General features: G+C 65.0%; 18 protein-coding genes. 10 read left to right on the top strand and 8 right to left on the bottom strand.

Annotated features, from left to right (window positions below):
- The first annotated feature begins 132 nt into the window (after positions 1–132).
- Positions 133–972, top strand: coding sequence for an electron transport complex subunit RsxB (rsxB, locus tag RMET_RS05105; RefSeq protein WP_011515813.1), 840 nt, complete (start codon positions 133–135; stop codon positions 970–972).
- The gene (gene nth, locus RMET_RS05100; protein WP_011515812.1) at positions 969–1613 is read left to right on the top strand and encodes an endonuclease III; all 645 of its coding nucleotides are present in this window, start codon (positions 969–971) and stop codon (positions 1611–1613) included. Before rsxB ends, nth begins: the two co-directional genes overlap by 4 nt.
- A gap of 21 nt (positions 1614–1634) precedes the next feature.
- On the opposite strand, the gene RMET_RS05095 is transcribed toward nth, so the two are convergent.
- Positions 1635–2264: a TetR/AcrR family transcriptional regulator gene (locus RMET_RS05095; protein WP_008649315.1), complete on the bottom strand. Its 630-nt coding sequence runs from the start codon at positions 2262–2264 to the stop codon at positions 1635–1637.
- Between the two features lie 74 nt (positions 2265–2338).
- Between RMET_RS05095 and RMET_RS05090 the strand changes: the two genes are divergently transcribed.
- The 3 genes from RMET_RS05090 to RMET_RS05080 are packed head-to-tail and all read left to right on the top strand — an operon-like array spanning position 2339 to position 5576.
- Positions 2339–3856: a flavin-containing monooxygenase gene (locus tag RMET_RS05090; RefSeq protein WP_011515811.1), complete on the top strand. Its 1518-nt coding sequence runs from the start codon at positions 2339–2341 to the stop codon at positions 3854–3856.
- Positions 3853–4821 carry an alpha/beta fold hydrolase gene (locus tag RMET_RS05085; RefSeq protein ID WP_011515810.1) on the top strand — a complete coding sequence of 323 codons (969 nt, stop codon included), beginning with the start codon at positions 3853–3855 and terminating at the stop codon, positions 4819–4821. The genes RMET_RS05090 and RMET_RS05085 overlap by 4 nt, the downstream gene beginning before the upstream one ends.
- 29 nt (positions 4822–4850) lie before the next feature.
- Positions 4851–5576, top strand: coding sequence for a Coq4 family protein (locus tag RMET_RS05080; RefSeq protein ID WP_011515809.1), 726 nt, complete (start codon positions 4851–4853; stop codon positions 5574–5576).
- 89 nt (positions 5577–5665) lie between these two features.
- Here the strand turns inward: RMET_RS05080 and RMET_RS05075 are convergent, their stop codons facing one another.
- Positions 5666–6253, bottom strand: a complete 588-nt coding sequence (locus RMET_RS05075; protein WP_008649321.1) for a malonic semialdehyde reductase — start codon at positions 6251–6253, stop codon at positions 5666–5668.
- 87 nt (positions 6254–6340) lie between these two features.
- Positions 6341–7279 (bottom strand): DMT family transporter, encoded by a 939-nt coding sequence (locus RMET_RS05070; RefSeq protein ID WP_011515808.1) that lies wholly within the window; start codon positions 7277–7279, stop codon positions 6341–6343.
- Positions 7280–7429: 150 nt separating this feature from the next.
- On the opposite strand from RMET_RS05070, the gene RMET_RS05065 reads away from it, so the two are divergent.
- Together RMET_RS05065 and RMET_RS05060 are read left to right on the top strand one after the other, a co-directional pair.
- Positions 7430–7861, top strand: a complete 432-nt coding sequence (locus tag RMET_RS05065) for a DUF1841 family protein (protein WP_011515807.1) — start codon at positions 7430–7432, stop codon at positions 7859–7861.
- Between the two features lie 156 nt (positions 7862–8017).
- Complete coding sequence (locus RMET_RS05060; RefSeq protein WP_029308226.1) at positions 8018–9319, top strand: phospholipase A; 1302 nt, start codon at positions 8018–8020, stop codon at positions 9317–9319.
- Here the strand turns inward: RMET_RS05060 and RMET_RS05055 are convergent.
- Both RMET_RS05055 and grpE read right to left on the bottom strand, forming a co-directional pair.
- Complete coding sequence (locus RMET_RS05055; protein WP_011515805.1) at positions 9308–9712, bottom strand: thioredoxin family protein; 405 nt, start codon at positions 9710–9712, stop codon at positions 9308–9310. The genes RMET_RS05060 and RMET_RS05055 overlap by 12 nt on opposite strands.
- Before the next feature lie 78 nt (positions 9713–9790).
- Positions 9791–10333, bottom strand: a complete 543-nt coding sequence (grpE, locus tag RMET_RS05050) for a nucleotide exchange factor GrpE (protein ID WP_011515804.1) — start codon at positions 10331–10333, stop codon at positions 9791–9793.
- Between the two features lie 284 nt (positions 10334–10617).
- Between grpE and RMET_RS32040 the strand changes: the two genes are divergently transcribed.
- The gene (locus RMET_RS32040; RefSeq protein ID WP_024569136.1) at positions 10618–10773 is read left to right on the top strand and encodes a hypothetical protein; all 156 of its coding nucleotides are present in this window, start codon (positions 10618–10620) and stop codon (positions 10771–10773) included.
- 51 nt (positions 10774–10824) lie between these two features.
- Here RMET_RS32040 and RMET_RS05040 read toward each other — a convergent pair whose 3' ends face one another.
- The 3 genes from RMET_RS05040 to hrcA form a co-directional block, all read right to left on the bottom strand.
- On the bottom strand, positions 10825–11220 hold the full coding sequence (locus RMET_RS05040) for an RNA-binding S4 domain-containing protein (protein WP_011515802.1): 396 nt from the start codon (positions 11218–11220) through the stop codon (positions 10825–10827).
- Positions 11221–11269: 49 nt separating this feature from the next.
- Positions 11270–12385 carry a ferrochelatase gene (gene hemH, locus RMET_RS05035; RefSeq protein ID WP_011515801.1) on the bottom strand — a complete coding sequence of 372 codons (1116 nt, stop codon included), beginning with the start codon at positions 12383–12385 and terminating at the stop codon, positions 11270–11272.
- Positions 12386–12495: 110 nt separating this feature from the next.
- The gene (gene hrcA / locus RMET_RS05030) at positions 12496–13542 is read right to left on the bottom strand and encodes a heat-inducible transcriptional repressor HrcA (protein ID WP_008649330.1); all 1047 of its coding nucleotides are present in this window, start codon (positions 13540–13542) and stop codon (positions 12496–12498) included.
- A gap of 100 nt (positions 13543–13642) precedes the next feature.
- Between hrcA and RMET_RS05025 the strand changes: the two genes are divergently transcribed.
- On the top strand, positions 13643–14560 hold the full coding sequence (locus RMET_RS05025; RefSeq protein WP_008649331.1) for an NAD kinase: 918 nt from the start codon (positions 13643–13645) through the stop codon (positions 14558–14560).
- Between the two features lie 80 nt (positions 14561–14640).
- Positions 14641–16410: a DNA repair protein RecN gene (recN, locus tag RMET_RS05020; RefSeq protein WP_011515799.1), complete on the top strand. Its 1770-nt coding sequence runs from the start codon at positions 14641–14643 to the stop codon at positions 16408–16410.
- Positions 16411–16432: the final 22 nt, after the last annotated feature.

The following is a 16432-nucleotide window of genomic DNA, read 5'->3' as shown; positions in this document are numbered from 1 at the left end:
TCCCCGAACAGGTGACGCAGCGCATCATCGCTTTTTCTGGCCCGCGACGAAATCGGGGATAATCCTTGCCGCGCACACGCTCGCCAGAAGCGTGCCAAATTCCAGCCGTCCCTCGATATACGTTTCGCAGTCGTGACTACCACCCCCTCAGCCGCCGCCAGCCTGGCGGATCGCCTTGAAGCCCTGCTGCCACAAACCCAATGCACCAAGTGCGGGTTCGATGGCTGCCGCCCCTACGCCGAAGCCATGGCGCGCGGTGAAGCGGCAAGCAACCGTTGCCCCCCGGGCGGCGCCGAAGGCATCGTGCGGCTGTCAGCGGTGCTCGGCGTCGCGCCACAGCCGCTCGACCCGGAACGCGGCGTGGAGCAACCCCGCGCGGTCGCCCGGATCGAAGAATCGCTCTGTATCGGCTGCACGCTGTGTATCCAGGCCTGCCCAGTCGATGCCATCGTCGGTGCGCCCAAGCAGATGCACACCGTCCTGCCAGACTGGTGCACGGGCTGCGACTTGTGCGTGACGCCCTGCCCGGTCGACTGCATCGAGATGATTCCGGTCACCGGCGAGCAAACGGGATGGGCTGCGTGGTCACAGGAACAGGCCGACGCGGCACACGCGCGCTACGCCGCACGCGGCGTGCGGCTGGTGCGGGAGCGCGAGGAAAACGATGCAAGGCTGGCCGCCAAGGCCGCGGCCAAACTCGAGGCGCTGCAGGCCGAGCCCGTCGCCAACACCGCGGAACAGGAAGCCCAGGCGCGCAAGAAGGCGATCATCCAGGCGGCCATTGAACGCGCGCGACAGAAGCAGGCTGCGGCCCGGCCGCTCAACACTGAGAACGTTTCGCCGGCCGTCCAGGCGCAGATCGACGCTGCCGAAGCACGGCGGGCAAAGCTTGGCATGACCACGCACGAACCGGCCGGCGAGCAGGGCAACAAACAGGAAAACAAGCAGGACAACAACAACCCTTCGACATGAACTCCGCCAAGTGCCGCGCCATCTTCGAAACCCTGCGTGAGGTCAATCCGACGCCGACCACGGAGCTGGAGTACAGCTCGCCGTTCGAATTGCTGATCGCGGTGCTGCTCTCCGCGCAGGCCACCGATGTCGGCGTCAACAAGGCCACGCGCCTGCTGTTCCCGGTTGCGCATTCGCCGCAGCAGATCCTGGCGCTTGGCGAGGCGGGCCTGATCGACTACATCAAGACGATCGGCCTCTACAAGACCAAGGCCAAGCACGTAATGGAAACGTGCCGCATTCTTGTGGAGAAGTACGACGGCAAGGTGCCGCCGGTGCGCGAGGCGCTGGAGTCGCTGCCCGGCGTCGGCCGCAAGACGGCAAACGTGGTGCTCAACGTTGCGTTCGGCCAGCCGACGATCGCCGTGGACACGCACATTTTCCGCGTATCGAACCGTACTGGCCTGGCGCCCGGCAAGAATCCCGATGCAGTGGAGCAGAAGCTGCTGAAGGTCGTGCCGAAAGAATTCCTGCACGATGCGCACCACTGGCTGATCCTGCATGGTCGCTACGTGTGCAAGGCGCGCAAGCCCGAGTGCTGGCACTGCGCGATCGAACCCCTCTGCGAGTTCAAGGAAAAAACGCCCGCGCCCAAGCAGTAATCGGTATCCAGTCGCCGGTCGTCAGGAACGCTGACGATCCTTCAGCACCAGCGCCAGCTGCAGCGCCGTCGCCGCAACGGTATCGACATCGGGCGCATAGCCGTGACGGATCCAGTGCAGCGCCACATGAATGATGCCGCCAGCCACACCGGCCAGCAGCATCGGATCCGGCTCTTTGCCTTCCGGCATCAGCACACGCGCCAGCAGCCCGCCGAAATCGCGCAGCGAGAGGCCGAGCGCCTCATCCACCAGTTTGCTGACACCCCGGATCTCCACCAGAAAGACCCGCGCCGAGCGGGGCTCGCACTGCAGCGTGCCGAAGTAGGCACGCAATATCGCCAATGCGCGGTGCTCGCCATCGCCGCCGGCCGCTTCGCCGGCCAGTTCGATCTTCTGCAGCAACAGGTCCGTGACTGTTTGAAACGACGCCAGCAGCAAGGCCTCGCTGTTGGCGAATGACTCGTAGAAGTACCGCTCGGTAAGACCGGCGGCCTCACAAACGGCCTTGACTGTCGCGTTCTGGTAGCCGCGCTCGCCATAGACCTGTACGGCCGCGGCAATAAGTTGCCCGCGGCGCTGGGCGCGCCGTTCTTCGGCTTCGGCGCCACGGTAGCGGCGCGCGGGAGAGAGCTCGGTAGTCATGGGCGCCATTATGACATTCCCTATTGTCAGATTGCTTCTGACAACCTATGTTGTCAGAAATGCCACTGATCCGGGTTCCCGTCATGACCGCCCCCACTTCTGATGACGCAGTCCTTGATGTTCTGATCGTCGGCGCCGGCCTGTCCGGTATCGGCGCCGCCCGACAATTGCAGGACCGCTGCCCCGGCAAGCGCTACGCCATCCTGGAAGCCCGGCAGGCCATGGGCGGTACCTGGGATCTGTTCCGCTACCCGGGCATCCGTTCCGACTCGGACATGTACACCCTGGGGTACCGCTTCAAGCCCTGGAGAGGCGCCAAGGCAATTGCCGATGGCCCGTCGATCCTGTCGTACATTCGCGAGACCGCCGACGAGGCGGGTATCACAAAGCACATCCGCTACGGGCACAAGGTGGTCAGCGCGGCTTGGGATAGCCGCTCTGCCTGCTGGACGATCGAGGCCGAGCGCACCGCCGATGGCAGCCGGGTCCGCCTGCGCGCGCATTTCCTTTACGTCTGCGCCGGCTACTACAGCTACGCGGAGGGACACCGGCCAACGTTTCCGGGCGAGGAGAACTTCCGTGGCCGCATGGTGCATCCACAGTTCTGGGACCCGTCGATCGACTATGCCGGCAAACGCGTGGTGGTAATCGGCAGCGGCGCTACGGCCGTCACGCTGGTACCGTCCATGTCGCAAACCGCGGCCCACGTGACGATGCTGCAGCGGTCGCCCACGTATATCGTCACGCGTCCAGGCCAGGATGCGATCGCTCACAAGCTGCGCCGGATGCTGCCCGAAGGGCTGGCCTACGCGGCCACGCGCTGGAAGAACGTGCTGCTGGGGATGTTCTTCTTCCAGCTTGCCCGCCGCAAACCCGAGAAGGTCAAGGCCCGGATGATCGGCATGGCGGCCGAGCAGCTTGCGCCCGGCTATGACGTCGACACCCATTTCACGCCGCGCTACAAGCCGTGGGACCAGCGCGTCTGCCTGGTGCCCGACGGCGACCTGTTCCGCGAGATCCGCGAGGGCCGCGCCTCGATCGTGACCGACACCATCGAGCGTTTCACCGAGGACGGCATCGTGCTGGCCTCGGGTCAGACCTTGCCGGCCGACATCGTGGTGATGGCCACCGGCCTGAAGCTGAACATGCTGGGCGACATCGTCGTCACCGTGGATGGCGTGCCGCGCCGCCCGGCCGAGGCGATGGCCTACAAAGGCATGATGCTCAGCGATGTGCCCAATCTCGTGCTGGCCTTCGGCTACACCAATGCATCGTGGACGCTCAAGGCGGACCTGACCGCCGAATACGTCTGCCGGCTGCTGCGTTACATGGATCGCCACGGCTACCGCTCCGCCGTGCCGCACGTTGATCCAACCGTGCAGACCATGCCATTCCTCGACTTCTCTTCGGGCTACGTGCAACGCGCCGCCAGCGTGCTGCCCCGGCAGGGCGACCGCCGGCCGTGGCGCGTCTACCAGAACTACTTCATGGATATGATGACCATTCGCCATGGCCGCATCGCGGATGGCGTGCTGCAGTTTGATAGACAAGGCGCCGCGACCTTGCCGCAGGAAGATGCCCTGGCGGAGGTGCAGTCGTGAACGCCCTGCTCTCCGTCGTCGTCGCCGTCGTTGGGCTGCTGGTACTGATCGGCCTCGCGCTGTTCCTGTACACGTGGCGCACCACCCGGAAGATCGAAGCCGCCTTGCCGCCGACCGGGCGTTTCATTGACGTCCCTGGCGCGCAGTTGCATGTTGTCGAGCGCGGCACTGGCCCCGCCATACTGCTGGTGCATGGCCTGTCCGGCCAGCTTGGCAACTTCGATTACGGGATGATCGAACCGCTCGCCCGCGATTTCCGGGTGGTGGCCATCGACCGGCCTGCCGCCGGATACTCGACGCGCGCGCCCGGCACCCCTGCCGACCTGCCGGCGCAGGCCGACACGCTGGCCGCCCTGATCGACAAGTTGGGCCTCGACAAGCCACTGGTGGTCGGCCACTCGCTGGGTGGCGCGATTGCGCTGACCCTGGCGAGTCGCCACCCCGAGCGTGTGGGCGGCCTGGCCCTGATCGCCCCGCTGACGCATCCGCCCGAGCATATCTCGCCCGTGTTCGAGGCAATGACGATCCCGAGCGCATGGAAGCGAAAGCTGCTGGCGTGGACACTACTGATCCCGATGTCGATCAGGAATCGCGAGCAGGTCATGGACATCGTCTTCGGCCCCGACCGCGCGCCCGACGACTTCCCCATGCGCGGCGGCGGCCTGCTGGCAATGCGCCCGAGCCATTTCCTTGGTGCCTCGGAAGACCTGATCGGCGCAGCCTCGAGCCTGCCTGCCGTCGTGCCGCACTATGGCACGCTGAGGATGCCGATCCACGTCCTTTACGGCCGCGAGGACCGCATCCTCGACTACAAGCTGAACGGCGAGGCATTCGCCGCGAAGGTCCCTGGCGCCAGGCTGACATTGGTAAGCGGAGGGCATATGCTGCCAGTTACCGCGATCGATACCAGCGTGGATTTTGTCCGAAACGCGGCACTGCAACTGCACGAGCCAGTGTCCGCCTGATCCGCCCGCCCGAAAATAGGAGCCCAACGATGGCCGCTTCGACCGGTTTCAACCCTTACAAGCGGGACTTGCCCACCGCCTTCGATGCCATCCGCAAACTGCTGGCGGACGGCCACGACACGGAGCAGGTCTTCCGCATCATGCGGGCGCTCAACGGCCCGAGCATGCCGAAGAACTACAGCCGTCTGCTGAGCACGCCGGAAGGCCGCCGCCTTGCTTACCTGCGAGAAGAACTGGCCGAGCGACTCTGCGATCCCACATACATCGCCAGCTTTGCCCCGGGAACGGTCGGCGCGGCGTACCGTGGTTTTCTCGAAAAGACTGGCTATAGCGCGGATGGGTTGGCGAAGGTCTCGAACCTGAACCAGGAACCGGTGGTCGAGGACGCGTATATGTGGTTCGGTCGGCGCACACGGGACATCCACGATATCTGGCACGTGTTGACCGGCTACCGTGCCGATGAAAGTCTCGGCGAGGCGGCGCTGGTCGCATTCAGCTATGCGCAGACCGGCGGCAAGGGCTGGGCCTTCATCGCGGTCGCCGCTGCCCTGAAGAGCTGGCGGCTGACCGGCAGCCTCGCGTTCGCGCGCGCAGTGCTCGAAGGCTACCGCCTGGGCAAGCGGGCGAAGTGGCTGCTGGCCGAAGACTACGATGTGCTGCTGAACGAGCCGATCGACGCGGCCCGGGAGCGGCTTGGCATCTCGGAAGCAAAGCGATACCTCGCCTGCAATCCGATGGAGGAATGGTCGGCCTGAGCCCCTGAGCCCGTGCGCCCCTGAGCCGTCCACGCGCCAACAAAAAAGCGACCTCGATGGGTCGCTTTTTGTTTCGGGTCAGCGGCGCGTCAGACGATGCGGCAGGCTTCGTCGAACGTCAGGCGCGGACCACGCGGGAACAGCTTGTCGGCCTCGCCATAGCCCAGGTTCACCAGGAAGTTGACCGCCCACTTGCCGTCGGGGAAGAACGTGGCGTTGAGCTTGTCGGCATCGAAACCCGCCATCGGGCCGCAGTCCAGACCCAGTGCGCGGGCGGCCAGGATGAAGTAGCCACCTTGCAGCGAGCTGTTCATCAGCGCGTCACGGGCAATCTTCTCGTCGTTGCCGGCGTACCACGAACGCGCATCGGCGTGCGGGAACAGCTTCGGCAGCTGGTCGTGGAAGTTGCGGTCAAACGCGATGATCGCGGTCACCGGCGCCGAGCGAGTCTTGTCAGCATTGCCAGCCGATACGCACTCGACCAGACGGGCCTTCTCGGCCGCCGACTTCACGAACACGATGCGTGCCGGCGAGCCATTTGCGGCGGTCGGACCGAATTTCATCGCTTCGTAGATCTGCTTCAGCAGCGCATCATCCACATGCTTGTCTTGCCACACGTTGTGGGTGCGGGCTTCAGTGAACAATTGTGCAAGGACTGCCTGATCGACGGATTTCATTGCGCGTTTTCCGGGTTTTGTGATGAAAGAAAGCGCGATTGTACCCAAGCGTCCGCCGTGCGCCCACAAGCGCTTTGACGAACCCGTTCAATTCCGTTCGTCGGAACCCTTCAGTGGGGGCGTACCGCTGGCCCGGCGTGTCAGCCAGAGCACTCCCGCGAGGATCAACCCGCCCCCGACGGCCTGCGTCGGGCCGATGTGTTCGCCGAGCAGCACGGCGGCCAGCACTACGGTCACCACAGGCTCCAGCGTCGACAGCATCGATGCCTTGGAGGCACCGAGCCGCTGCAGTCCGGCGAAGAACGTCAGGATCGCGAGCACGGTCGATACCAGCGCGATGGCCACCAACGCCAGCCAGCCGCCTGCACTGGCCGGAAATTGCGGCGGCACGCCGGCTCCCGCGCGCAAGAGCCCAAGCGTCACATAGACCAGTGCCGCCGCCGTACAGATCACCGTGGTCGTGGCAATGGCATTGACGCCTGCCGTCACGCGCGCGCCCACCACGATATAGATCGAATAGATCACCGCCGCGGCCACCCCAAGGGCGATGCCGAGCGAACTGCCCTCGCCGCCACCTACGGTCAAACCCGCGCCCACCGAGCAGAGCACCAGTGCGATCACCGTGGAAGTGGTCAGATGCTCCTTCAGGAAGACGGCGGCCAGGATCGTCACGAACAGCGGATAGAGATACAGCAGCAGCGCCACCAGGCTGGCCTGCGCGTAGTTCAACGCCGTGAAAAAACAATACGACTGGCTGACATAACCGATGCCGCCCATCGCCGCCAGCGCCAGCACGCGGCGCCACGGCGGCAGGCTGATCCCCCTGGCGCGCATCACGAAGCCCATCGCAATCGCGGCCAGCAGGAAGCGCACGGCCAGCAGGCCATAGACGTCCGCCCCCGCTGCATAGGCAAAACGCGCGAAGATGGCCATGGCGCCGAAGGCGCTGGCGGAGAGCGCGATCAGCAACACGCCCGCGAGCTTGTCGCGGGCGTGGCCCAGGGTGCCGGTGGCGGATGCAGTCATCGGTGGCGGATCTGAAAAATGGCAGGGGCTGAAGTTTGTTCGCGATAGTTTGTCAGCGTATTGAACGGCGGCGAACAAACTTCCGCATTCTACTAATGCGCGGGGCCCCGTCGGCAGAGCCGCGACCGCTGCACTACAATAGCGGCCATCATGTTCAATCCCTCAAGAGAAGAAGTCCGCCGGTTCTTCTGCGAAGCCTGGCAGAAGCGCGTCGCGGGCAACGTCCTCACGCCGCTTGAAGCGATCGCGGTCGACTGGATCGACCAGCATCCCGAGTACCAGTCCCTGCTGACCGACACTGAAGGCGCGCTTGCGCGCGACTACACGCCGGAAGGCGGCCAGACCAACCCGTTCCTGCACCTGGCGATGCATCTGTCGATCTCCGAACAGGTCTCGATCGACCAGCCGCCCGGCATCCGCGCCGCCTACGAGGCACTGAGCCGCCGACTGGATTCACCGCACGAGGCCCAGCACCAGATCATGGAAGCACTCGGCCAGATGCTCTGGAACGCGCAGCGCAACGGCATGCCGCCGGACGGGCAGGCCTACGTGGACGATATCCGACGCCGGGCCGCCGGCTGATCCGCACCCACCCGGTTTGGCCACGCCCCGTGGCTAACCATTCGTCACATGCCGCACGCGCCACACATGGTACGCTTGCGGGCATCGCAACTCTTGTCGCGTCCACGTCACCGGAGTGCTGTCGATATCCCGCCGGTGCGGCGCTTATTGCTCCCGATGCCACGTTACGTGTCAGGCCGTGTTGCACTTCCACGCACGGCCTTCCGCCTGCTGTTGCCTACGCTGGCCTCGTCGGCCGTCCTGTTCCACGCCACGCCAGCCGATGCCGCAGTATCCGTGTTGCAGCCGCCGCGTGTCATTGATGCCACTCAGCCCCTCACACTGACCCTGCTGATCACTGGGGATCGGGACATGCGGCGCTATGCCGTACCGGACTCCCTTGAGGTGTCGGCCTCTGGAGACCTTGTGGCACCGGCACCCATGACGCTCAAGCGCGTCGGCAAGGGGCCAACCGTCCTGAACCTGCGGCAAGGCGAGCACCAGACCGTCAGCTTCCGCGGGGAATGGCCTACGACATTGCGTGGAGTGGTCCGCCTGGACATCTCAGGGATCGACGCCGCGCCGGTCCTGATCACGCTGAACCAGGCGCCGGGCGCAAACCCGGCCACAGTTACTGCGCCAGTGGTCGCCGGCACGCCGGCCGAACCGAAAGTGGCCGTCGCGCCTGTCAGCGCTGGTCAGGTCACCCCGGTCGTATCGGCCGAGAATGTCCCCGCATCCACCCCAGCGCCAGCCGATCTGCGCGACGCGCAACGGCTTTCCTTCAACGAGCCGATGTACATCATGTTCGGCGCGCACGACGGGGCCAACGCCAAGTTTCAGCTCAGCTTCAAGTTCCGGATCTACGAGGGCAAGGATCCGGCGTCGAAGCGCTTCATCGACAACCTCTACTTCGCCTACACGCAGTTCTCGTTATGGGACCTGCACAGCGCCTCGAAGCCGTTCGAGGACACCAACTATCGTCCGAGCCTGTATTACTACCTGTCCGACACGGGTGTGAAGAACAGCGTGATCAGCCGGCTGTCGATCGCTTCGGGCTTCGAGCACGAGTCGAATGGCCGGGCCGGTGCCGACTCGCGCAGCATCAACACGCTGTTCCTCAAGCCGACGATGTACTTTGGCGACCAGAACGACTGGCACTGGCGCGTGGCGCCCAAAGTCTATGCGTACCTGGAGAAAAGCGAGAACGAGGACATCGCGCACTATCGTGGCTACATGGACCTGAACCTGGCCTACGGGAAGCCCGACTCGTGGGAATTCGCCGCCACGCTGCGCAAGGGCACGCGGCAGATGTACGGTAGCGTCGACGCGCAGGCCTCTTACCCGCTTTCTCGCCTGATTCCGGGCACGGCTGGCTACCTGATGCTGGGCTACTTCTATGGCTATGGCGAAAGCCTGCTCAACTACAACCAGAAGACGCCCTGGCAGATCCGCCTGGGCTACGCGCTATCCCGCTAGCGGTTTGCCGCTGGCCTTGAGCCGCGCATTGCCCACGGCCGCCGAGAACTGCCCATGGCCGTGCCAGCCCGTCGCGCGGCCGAGCTTCTTGCCCTTGTGGAAGAACATGAACACGGGAATCCCATGCAGGCCGAAGCGCCGACCCAGTTCGGGATGGGCATAGACGTTGGCATGTAGCCAGCGCAGGTCGAGCGCGCGAATCGGTTCGGGATTGGCCAGGATCGCCTTCTTGGCCATCTCGCAGTTGAAGCAGTCCACACCCCAGAAGAACACGCAGACCAGATCGTCGCCAGCGTTGGCGATTGCCGCGTCGATGTTCTCGCCATCGACTTCGGCCATGTCGAGCGCCTCGAACGCGCGGTGATCGAGGTGCGGCTGGTTTTCTTCAGACATTTCGATCGCTCCTGAAACGACAACGCCCGGCGCCAATGGCCCGGGCGTTTCGTACTGCCGTATGCGGACGACTCGCGCTCAGCGCGGCGCCGAGACGGTCACCAGCGCCGGGCGCAGCACGCGGTCGGCAATCATGTAGCCGCGTTGCAGCACGTTGACCACGGTGTTCGGTTCCTGCTCGGACGGCACCATCGAGATGGCCTGGTGGCGATGCGGATCGAACTTCTCGCCCACCGGGTTCACTTCGACGATGCGACCACGTTCGAACGCGGCGGCCAGCTGGCGTGCGGTCAGTTCCACACCTTCGCGCAGCTTGCCGAGGTCACCGGTACCGTCGGCCAGCGCGGCCTGCAGGCTGTCCATCACGGGCACGAGGTTATCGGCAAAGCTCTCGATGGCGAACTTGTGGGCCTTGGCCACTTCGTCCTGCGAACGGCGGCGGATGTTCTCGCCCTCCGCCGTGGCGCGCAGGAACATGTCGTAGTGTTCCTTCGCCTTGGCTTCCAGTTCGGCCACCTGTTGCGTCAGGCGGCCCACCTCGTCGGCACCGGCTTCCGGCGTGCGGGCGGCGTCCTCGGCTGCCTGCGTATTGGGGGTTGGCGTCTGGTTCTGTTCTTCCATGTCGATTCGTATCAAAACAAAAGCACGGCCCGCTCTGGCGGCAGGCCATCGGGTGAGTCGGGTGTCAAACCGGCAAGTCTAGCCGCAGTTGGTGTCAGTCCCCGATTTTTCAAGTGTGGAGGTTCAGAGACGCAGAAATACGTCGTTACAAAGCCTTGCCCGATGAAATCGAGCCGTCATTGCTTTGCTGCATCGCACACACTAAGATTCACTTAATAAAAAATGTCAAAAATAACGGGAGCAGAGAGGTGGATCATTTTGGTGCATCCTTCGGAAGGTTCGCCATGCACAAGCTGCCAGTCGTTACCCTTTGCCTGATTGCCGCGCTCTCGGCCATGACGGTCTTCATCTGCCTGTCCGATACGGTTGCCCCGCGCGACACCGAGTATGGCAGCGGCAAGGCCGTATTCAAGCATTACCTCGTCCAGTACGTCCGCTAACCCGCCACATTACGGCCAGCCGGAGCGCCCCGCCCCGGCTAGCCGCAACCATCACCCCTTGAAGCCGTCGATTCTGCGCCGGTCGCGCTTGGTCGGTCGCCCGTGCATCTGCGCGGCCGGCTCGTGCTGGAAGCGCCGCCGTTCCGCGTCTGTCTGGCGCCTGGCCTGGCTTTCCTCGGTCTCCGCATAGAGCGTCTGGGCGATCGGCGCCGGCCCGCGTGACGCGGCCACGCCCTTGACCACCACCTCCCATTGCTGTTGATGCGCCTCCAATATCACGGTGTCGCCCGGCTTGACCTCGCGCGAGTTCTTGCAGGGCTGCCCGTTGACGCTCACGCGGCCCCGCTCCACCGCCTCGGCAGCCAGCGAGCGCGTCTTGAAGAAGCGCGCGCACCAGAGCCATTTGTCGATGCGCAGCCGCGCATCGGGTTCGAAATCGACTTGCATGATTACCGTCCGTTACTAGCCGTGGCCGCCCGTGACTGCCGTTACGGCCTCAGGCTCCCGCGCCACGCGCCTGCGCGCGGGAGCGTCTCGCTTCCAGTTCGTGGGGATGTGGAACATTGAGCGGCCACCCCTGCAAATGCTGCAATGCAATATCCGCCAATCCGGCGATCCACGCCTCGGCATCGTTGAGGCACGGGATGAAATGGAAATCCTGGCCGCCGGCCAAGCGGAATTCCGACTGCCCCTCCATCGCGATCTCCTCGAGCGTCTCGATGCAGTCGGCCGGAAAGCCGGGACAGAACACGTCCACGCGCTGTGTCCCGACCTTGCCCAGTTCGGCCAGCGTCGGCGCCGTGTAGGGCTGTAACCACTCCGCCTTGCCAAAGCGAGACTGAAACGTCACCTGAAACTGGCCGGGCTGCAAGCCCAGCGCCTCGCCGAGCAGACGACCGGTCTTCAGACACTCGCAGTGATAGGGATCACCCAGGTCCAGCAACCGGCGCGGAAGGCCGTGGAACGACAGAATCAGCTTGTCACCGCGCGCGAAGTCCGGCTTGCCATGCTGGGCCCAATAGCCGCCCACCTGCTTGTGCAGCGCAGAGATATACGCCGGGTGATCGTGGAAATGCTTGACCAGCCGTAACTCGGGCTGGTTGCGCCATGTCGACAGGACACGAAATGCCTCGTCGAAAGCGGTGGCCGTGGTCGTGCCGGAGAACTGCGGATACAGCGGCAGCAACAGGATCTGTTCGGTACCCTGCCGGCGCAGCGCTTCCATGACCGATTCGATCGACGGATTGCCATAGCGCATCGCACAGGCCACCGTTACGTCGTGACCCTGCTGCTGCATCAACAGTTGCAGCGCATGAGCTTGGCGCTCTGTATACACAAGTAGCGGCGACCCGGTCATATGCGCCTCGCGCAGCCAGATCGACTCGTACTTCATGGCCGACGCCCGCGAGCGGAACGGCAGGATCAGGCCGTGCAGGATCGGCAGCCAGGCCAGGCGCGGGATCTCTACCACGCGCGGGTCGGACAGGAACGCCTTCAGGTAGCGCCCCACCGCCTTAGGCGTGGGCGCGTCCGGGGTGCCGAGGTTGATCAGCAGGATCGCGGTGCGCGGCGGCTGGCCGTGCTGGTGTGCCGGTTCAGGCGAAAACGTCATAGGGTTTCCGTTGGGACTGCCGGGGGCGCTGGCGAATCTGGGGCCGGCCGCAAGCCGTTGCAGGCGGCCGACTCAGGACAGACACGTCCACCGTGTCAATAGTTCGTGGCTCAGCTCTGGCTGAGCGCGCTGGACAGGAGCCGCGCGGTGATATCGACGATCGGGATCACCCGTTCGTAGGCCATCCGCGTGGGGCCGATCACGCCCAGGGTGCCAACGATCTGGCCATCCACCCCGTATGGCGCGGTGATCACGGCCATGTCCTCGATCGGCACAAGCTGGCTTTCGCCGCCGATGAAGATCTGCACGCCTTGCGCGTGACTCGACACATCGAGCAGCTGCAGCAGGCTCGTCTTGTGCTCGAACACGTCGAACAGGCGACGCAGCTTGTCCATGCTCGATGACAGGTCTTCCACTTCCAGCAGCTTGCGCTCGCCTGAAATGAACACCTGCTCGTTGTCCTCGGCCATTGCGCTGCTGCCCGCCTCGACCGCCGCCTGCATCAGCGCGGACATGTCGCGGCGCAGGTCCTGCAACTCCACGCGCAGGTGGTCGCGCACGGCGTCGAAGCTCATGCCCGCATAGTGCGAGTTGAAGAAGTTCGCCGCCTCGATGAGCTGGCCCGGCGTGTACGCCAGGTCGGTCTGGATGATGCGGTTCTGCACATCCCCTTCCGGGCTGACGATGATCAGCAGGATGCGCTTGTCAGACAACCGCATGAATTCCACCTGACGGAACGACTGCGCGCGCCGTGGCGTCATCACCACGCCAGCGAAATGAGAAAGATTCGAAAGCGTATGCGCTGCCGCCGTGATCATGCGCTGCGGCCCGAACTGCTGGCCACCCAGTTGCCCCTGGATCTGGCCGGTCAGCTCCGCCAACTCGGCACTGAACTCCGGCGCGCGCTCCAGCGGGCGCGCCGTCAGCATCGTGTCGACAAACAGCCGGTACCCGCGCGGCGTGGGGATTCGGCCAGCCGAGGTATGTGGGCTGGCGATGAAACCCATCTCCTCGAGGTCCGACATCACGTTGCGGATGGTGGCCGGCGAGAGATCAAGCCCCGAGAACTTCGACAGGGTGCGCGAGCCCACGGGCTGCCCCTCGACGATGTATCGCTCGATCAGGGTCTTGAGAAGCTTTTTTGAACGTTCGTCCATGATGCCCCGATTTTAATCAAACTTTGGCGGTTCAGGCGTCACCTGGAGCGGCGGCGGCCCAGTGCTGACAACGATCATGCCGGTATGGTCTAATCCCGGCATGTCTGCCCCCCACAAGACCGGCGCCGCGCGCCCCCCGTTCAAGACTGTAGCCCTGGTGGGCCGACATTCGACCGCTGGCATCGAAGGTCCGCTGGAAGAACTCGCGTCTTGCATCTCCCGTAACGGACAGGATGTGGTGTTCGAACGCGAAACCGCAATGGCTACCGGGCTGACAGGTTACCCGGTGCTGACCCCCGACGAGATCGGCCGCGAAGCTGATGTGGCGGTGGTGCTGGGCGGCGACGGGACGCTGCTCGGGCTGGCCCGCCAGCTAGCCGGGCACGATGTGCCGGTGATCGGCGTCAACCACGGCCGGCTGGGCTTTATGACCGACATCCCGCTCGATGCCATCTCCACGGCACTGCCCGAGATGCTGTCCGGCCGGTATGAGGCCGAAACCCGGATGCTGCTGGAGTCGCGCGTGATCCGCGACGACTCGGTGATTTTCTCCGCGCTGGCGTTCAACGATGTGGTGGTGAACCGCTCGGGGATCTCCGGCATGGTCGAACTGGCGGTCTCGGTCGACGGCTATTTCATGTACAACCAGCGCTCGGACGGCCTGATCGTCTCCACGCCCACCGGCTCCACCGCCTACGCGCTGGCCGCGGGGGGTCCGATCCTGCACCCGACGCTGTCCGGCCTGGTGCTGGTGCCGATCGCGCCACACGCGCTGTCGAACCGGCCCATCGTGCTGCCGTACGACGCCGAGGTCACGATCGAAGTGGCCAGCGCGCGCGATGTCAGCGTCAACTTCGACATGCAGGCGCTGGCCTCGCTGCTGCCCGGCGACCGCATCGTGGTACGCCGTTCGGCCAAGACCATCAACCTGCTGCACCCAGTGGGATATAACTACTACGCCACACTGCGCAAGAAGCTGCACTGGCACGAGTATCCGACCGAAGACAACCGGCTCTGATCCGCAGACGCCTCAACGTTCCGTCCTGATCCTCGTTACCCGACCTTACCGCCCTTACCCGCCACCGCTCACCGCCCACGATGCTGCGCAGCCTCTCGATCCGCGACTTCGTCATCGTCGACACGCTCGACCTCGACTTCTCCGCCGGCTTTACCGTCTTCACGGGTGAAACCGGCGCGGGCAAGTCGATCCTCATCGACGCGCTCGCCCTGGTGTTAGGTGAACGGGCCGACGCAGGCGTGGTCCGCGAAGGCGCGGCACGTGCCAGCATCAGTGCCACCTTCCACACCCACTCAGCGCTGGATGCGTGGCTGGCCGAGCGCGAACTGTCGAGCGACATGGAAGACGACGACGGCGGCACCGTGCTGCTGCGCCGGACTGTCGACGCCAGCGGCCGCAGCAAGGCCTTCATCAATGGCGCCGCGGCAACGCTGGCGCAGTTGCGCGAGGTGGGCGACCAGCTCGTCGATATCCACGGCCAGCACGCGCACCAGTTGCTGCTGCGCCCGGATGCTCAGCGCCAGTTGTTCGACGCCCACGCAGGTCTGACCGAACAATCCGCCGCCGTGGCCGAGGCCTGGCGTGTGTGGCGCGCCTGCGTCAAGCAGCGCGAGGCGGTCGAGCACCAGTCGCGCGAGATGCAACTCGAGCGGGAGCGGCTCGAATGGCAGGTTGGCGAGCTGGACAAGCTCGCGCCGCAGCCGGGCGAATGGGAAGAGATCCAGGGCGAATACAACCGCCTGTCACACGCGGCGGGCCTGATCGACGGCAGCCGCGCCGCGCTCGACGCGCTATCCGAATCGGACGGCGCAGTGACCTCCGTGCTCAACGGCGTGGTGCACCGGCTCCAGCAACTGGCCGATGTCGACCCGGGCCTGCGCGACGTGCTGGCCGCGCTCGAGCCGGCGCTGGTGCAGGTCGAGGAAGCCGCGCACTCCCTGAACCGCTATGTCGACCGGCTCGAACTCGATCCAGAACGGCTGCAGGCCGTGGAAGAGCGCATGCAGGCGCTGCACGCCACCGCCCGCAAGTATCGTCTGCCGCCGGAACAGCTATCCGACGAGTTGCTGGCCCGCCGCCAGCAACTTGACGACCTCCAGGCCGCCCAGGACATCAACAAGGTGCTGGCGCGCGAAGCCGCGTCGCGCGCTGCCTACCTGACCCTCGCCCAGCATCTGTCGGGCGCGCGCAAGGTGGCAGCCGAAGCCTTGTCCGCCGCGGTTACCAATGCGATGCAGGGCCTGTCGATGGCCGGTGGCACGTTCGCCGTGGCATTGCATCCGCTCGAGGAAGGCCAGAGCCACGGGCTCGAGCAGATCGAGTTCCTGGTGGCAGGCCATGCCGGCGTGAGCCCCAGGCCGCTCGCCCGCGTGGCATCGGGTGGCGAACTGGCGCGGATCAGCCTGGCGATTTCGGTCATCACGAGCGAGGCGGCGCCCACGCCAACGCTGATCTTCGACGAAGTGGATACGGGGATCGGCGGCGCGGTGGCCGAAGTGGTTGGACGCCGCCTGCAGGAACTCGGACGTTCACGGCAGGTACTCTGCGTCACGCACCTGCCACAGGTGGCGGCGCAGGCCGGGACCCACCTGCTGGTCAGCAAGGAAACCAGCAAGGACGACAGAAAGGCCGGAGGCGACAATGGCGGACCGGTGACGCGGTCGCGCATCCGGACACTCGATACGGATGGCCGCGTCCAGGAAACCGCGCGTATGCTTGGTGGTACCACGGTCACTGCCACGACCATGCAACATGCCGAGGAAATGCTGGCGCAAGGCACCAAGGCAGCCCAAGCGGCCAACTCGCCGCGCGAAGCCAGTGGCAAGCGCCCGCGCCGCGCGGCCGGCTGATTCCGGCACGCCGAACCACACA

Source organism: Cupriavidus metallidurans CH34 (assembly GCF_000196015.1).
Classification (GTDB): domain Bacteria; phylum Pseudomonadota; class Gammaproteobacteria; order Burkholderiales; family Burkholderiaceae; genus Cupriavidus; species Cupriavidus metallidurans.
This window is presented reverse-complemented; position numbering and strand designations above follow the sequence as displayed.

Bases quoted from the DNA above. Each gene is read 5' to 3' on its own strand.
- nth (WP_011515812.1), top strand. From the start codon at position 969: ATGAACTCCGCCAAGTGCCGCGCCATCTTCGAAACCCTGCGTGAGGTC.
- RMET_RS05095 (WP_008649315.1), bottom strand. From the start codon at position 2,264: ATGGCGCCCATGACTACCGAGCTCTCTCCCGCGCGCCGCTACCGTGGC.
- RMET_RS05090 (WP_011515811.1), top strand. From the start codon at position 2,339: ATGACCGCCCCCACTTCTGATGACGCAGTCCTTGATGTTCTGATCGTC.
- RMET_RS05080 (WP_011515809.1), top strand. From the start codon at position 4,851: ATGGCCGCTTCGACCGGTTTCAACCCTTACAAGCGGGACTTGCCCACC.
- RMET_RS05075 (WP_008649321.1), bottom strand. From the start codon at position 6,253: ATGAAATCCGTCGATCAGGCAGTCCTTGCACAATTGTTCACTGAAGCC.
- RMET_RS05070 (WP_011515808.1), bottom strand. From the start codon at position 7,279: ATGACTGCATCCGCCACCGGCACCCTGGGCCACGCCCGCGACAAGCTC.
- RMET_RS05065 (WP_011515807.1), top strand. From the start codon at position 7,430: ATGTTCAATCCCTCAAGAGAAGAAGTCCGCCGGTTCTTCTGCGAAGCC.
- RMET_RS05060 (WP_029308226.1), top strand. From the start codon at position 8,018: ATGCCACGTTACGTGTCAGGCCGTGTTGCACTTCCACGCACGGCCTTC.
- RMET_RS05055 (WP_011515805.1), bottom strand. From the start codon at position 9,712: ATGTCTGAAGAAAACCAGCCGCACCTCGATCACCGCGCGTTCGAGGCG.
- grpE (WP_011515804.1), bottom strand. From the start codon at position 10,333: ATGGAAGAACAGAACCAGACGCCAACCCCCAATACGCAGGCAGCCGAG.
- RMET_RS32040 (WP_024569136.1), top strand. From the start codon at position 10,618: ATGCACAAGCTGCCAGTCGTTACCCTTTGCCTGATTGCCGCGCTCTCG.
- RMET_RS05040 (WP_011515802.1), bottom strand. From the start codon at position 11,220: ATGCAAGTCGATTTCGAACCCGATGCGCGGCTGCGCATCGACAAATGG.
- hemH (WP_011515801.1), bottom strand. From the start codon at position 12,385: ATGACGTTTTCGCCTGAACCGGCACACCAGCACGGCCAGCCGCCGCGC.
- hrcA (WP_008649330.1), bottom strand. From the start codon at position 13,542: ATGGACGAACGTTCAAAAAAGCTTCTCAAGACCCTGATCGAGCGATAC.
- RMET_RS05025 (WP_008649331.1), top strand. From the start codon at position 13,643: ATGTCTGCCCCCCACAAGACCGGCGCCGCGCGCCCCCCGTTCAAGACT.
- recN (WP_011515799.1), top strand. From the start codon at position 14,641: ATGCTGCGCAGCCTCTCGATCCGCGACTTCGTCATCGTCGACACGCTC.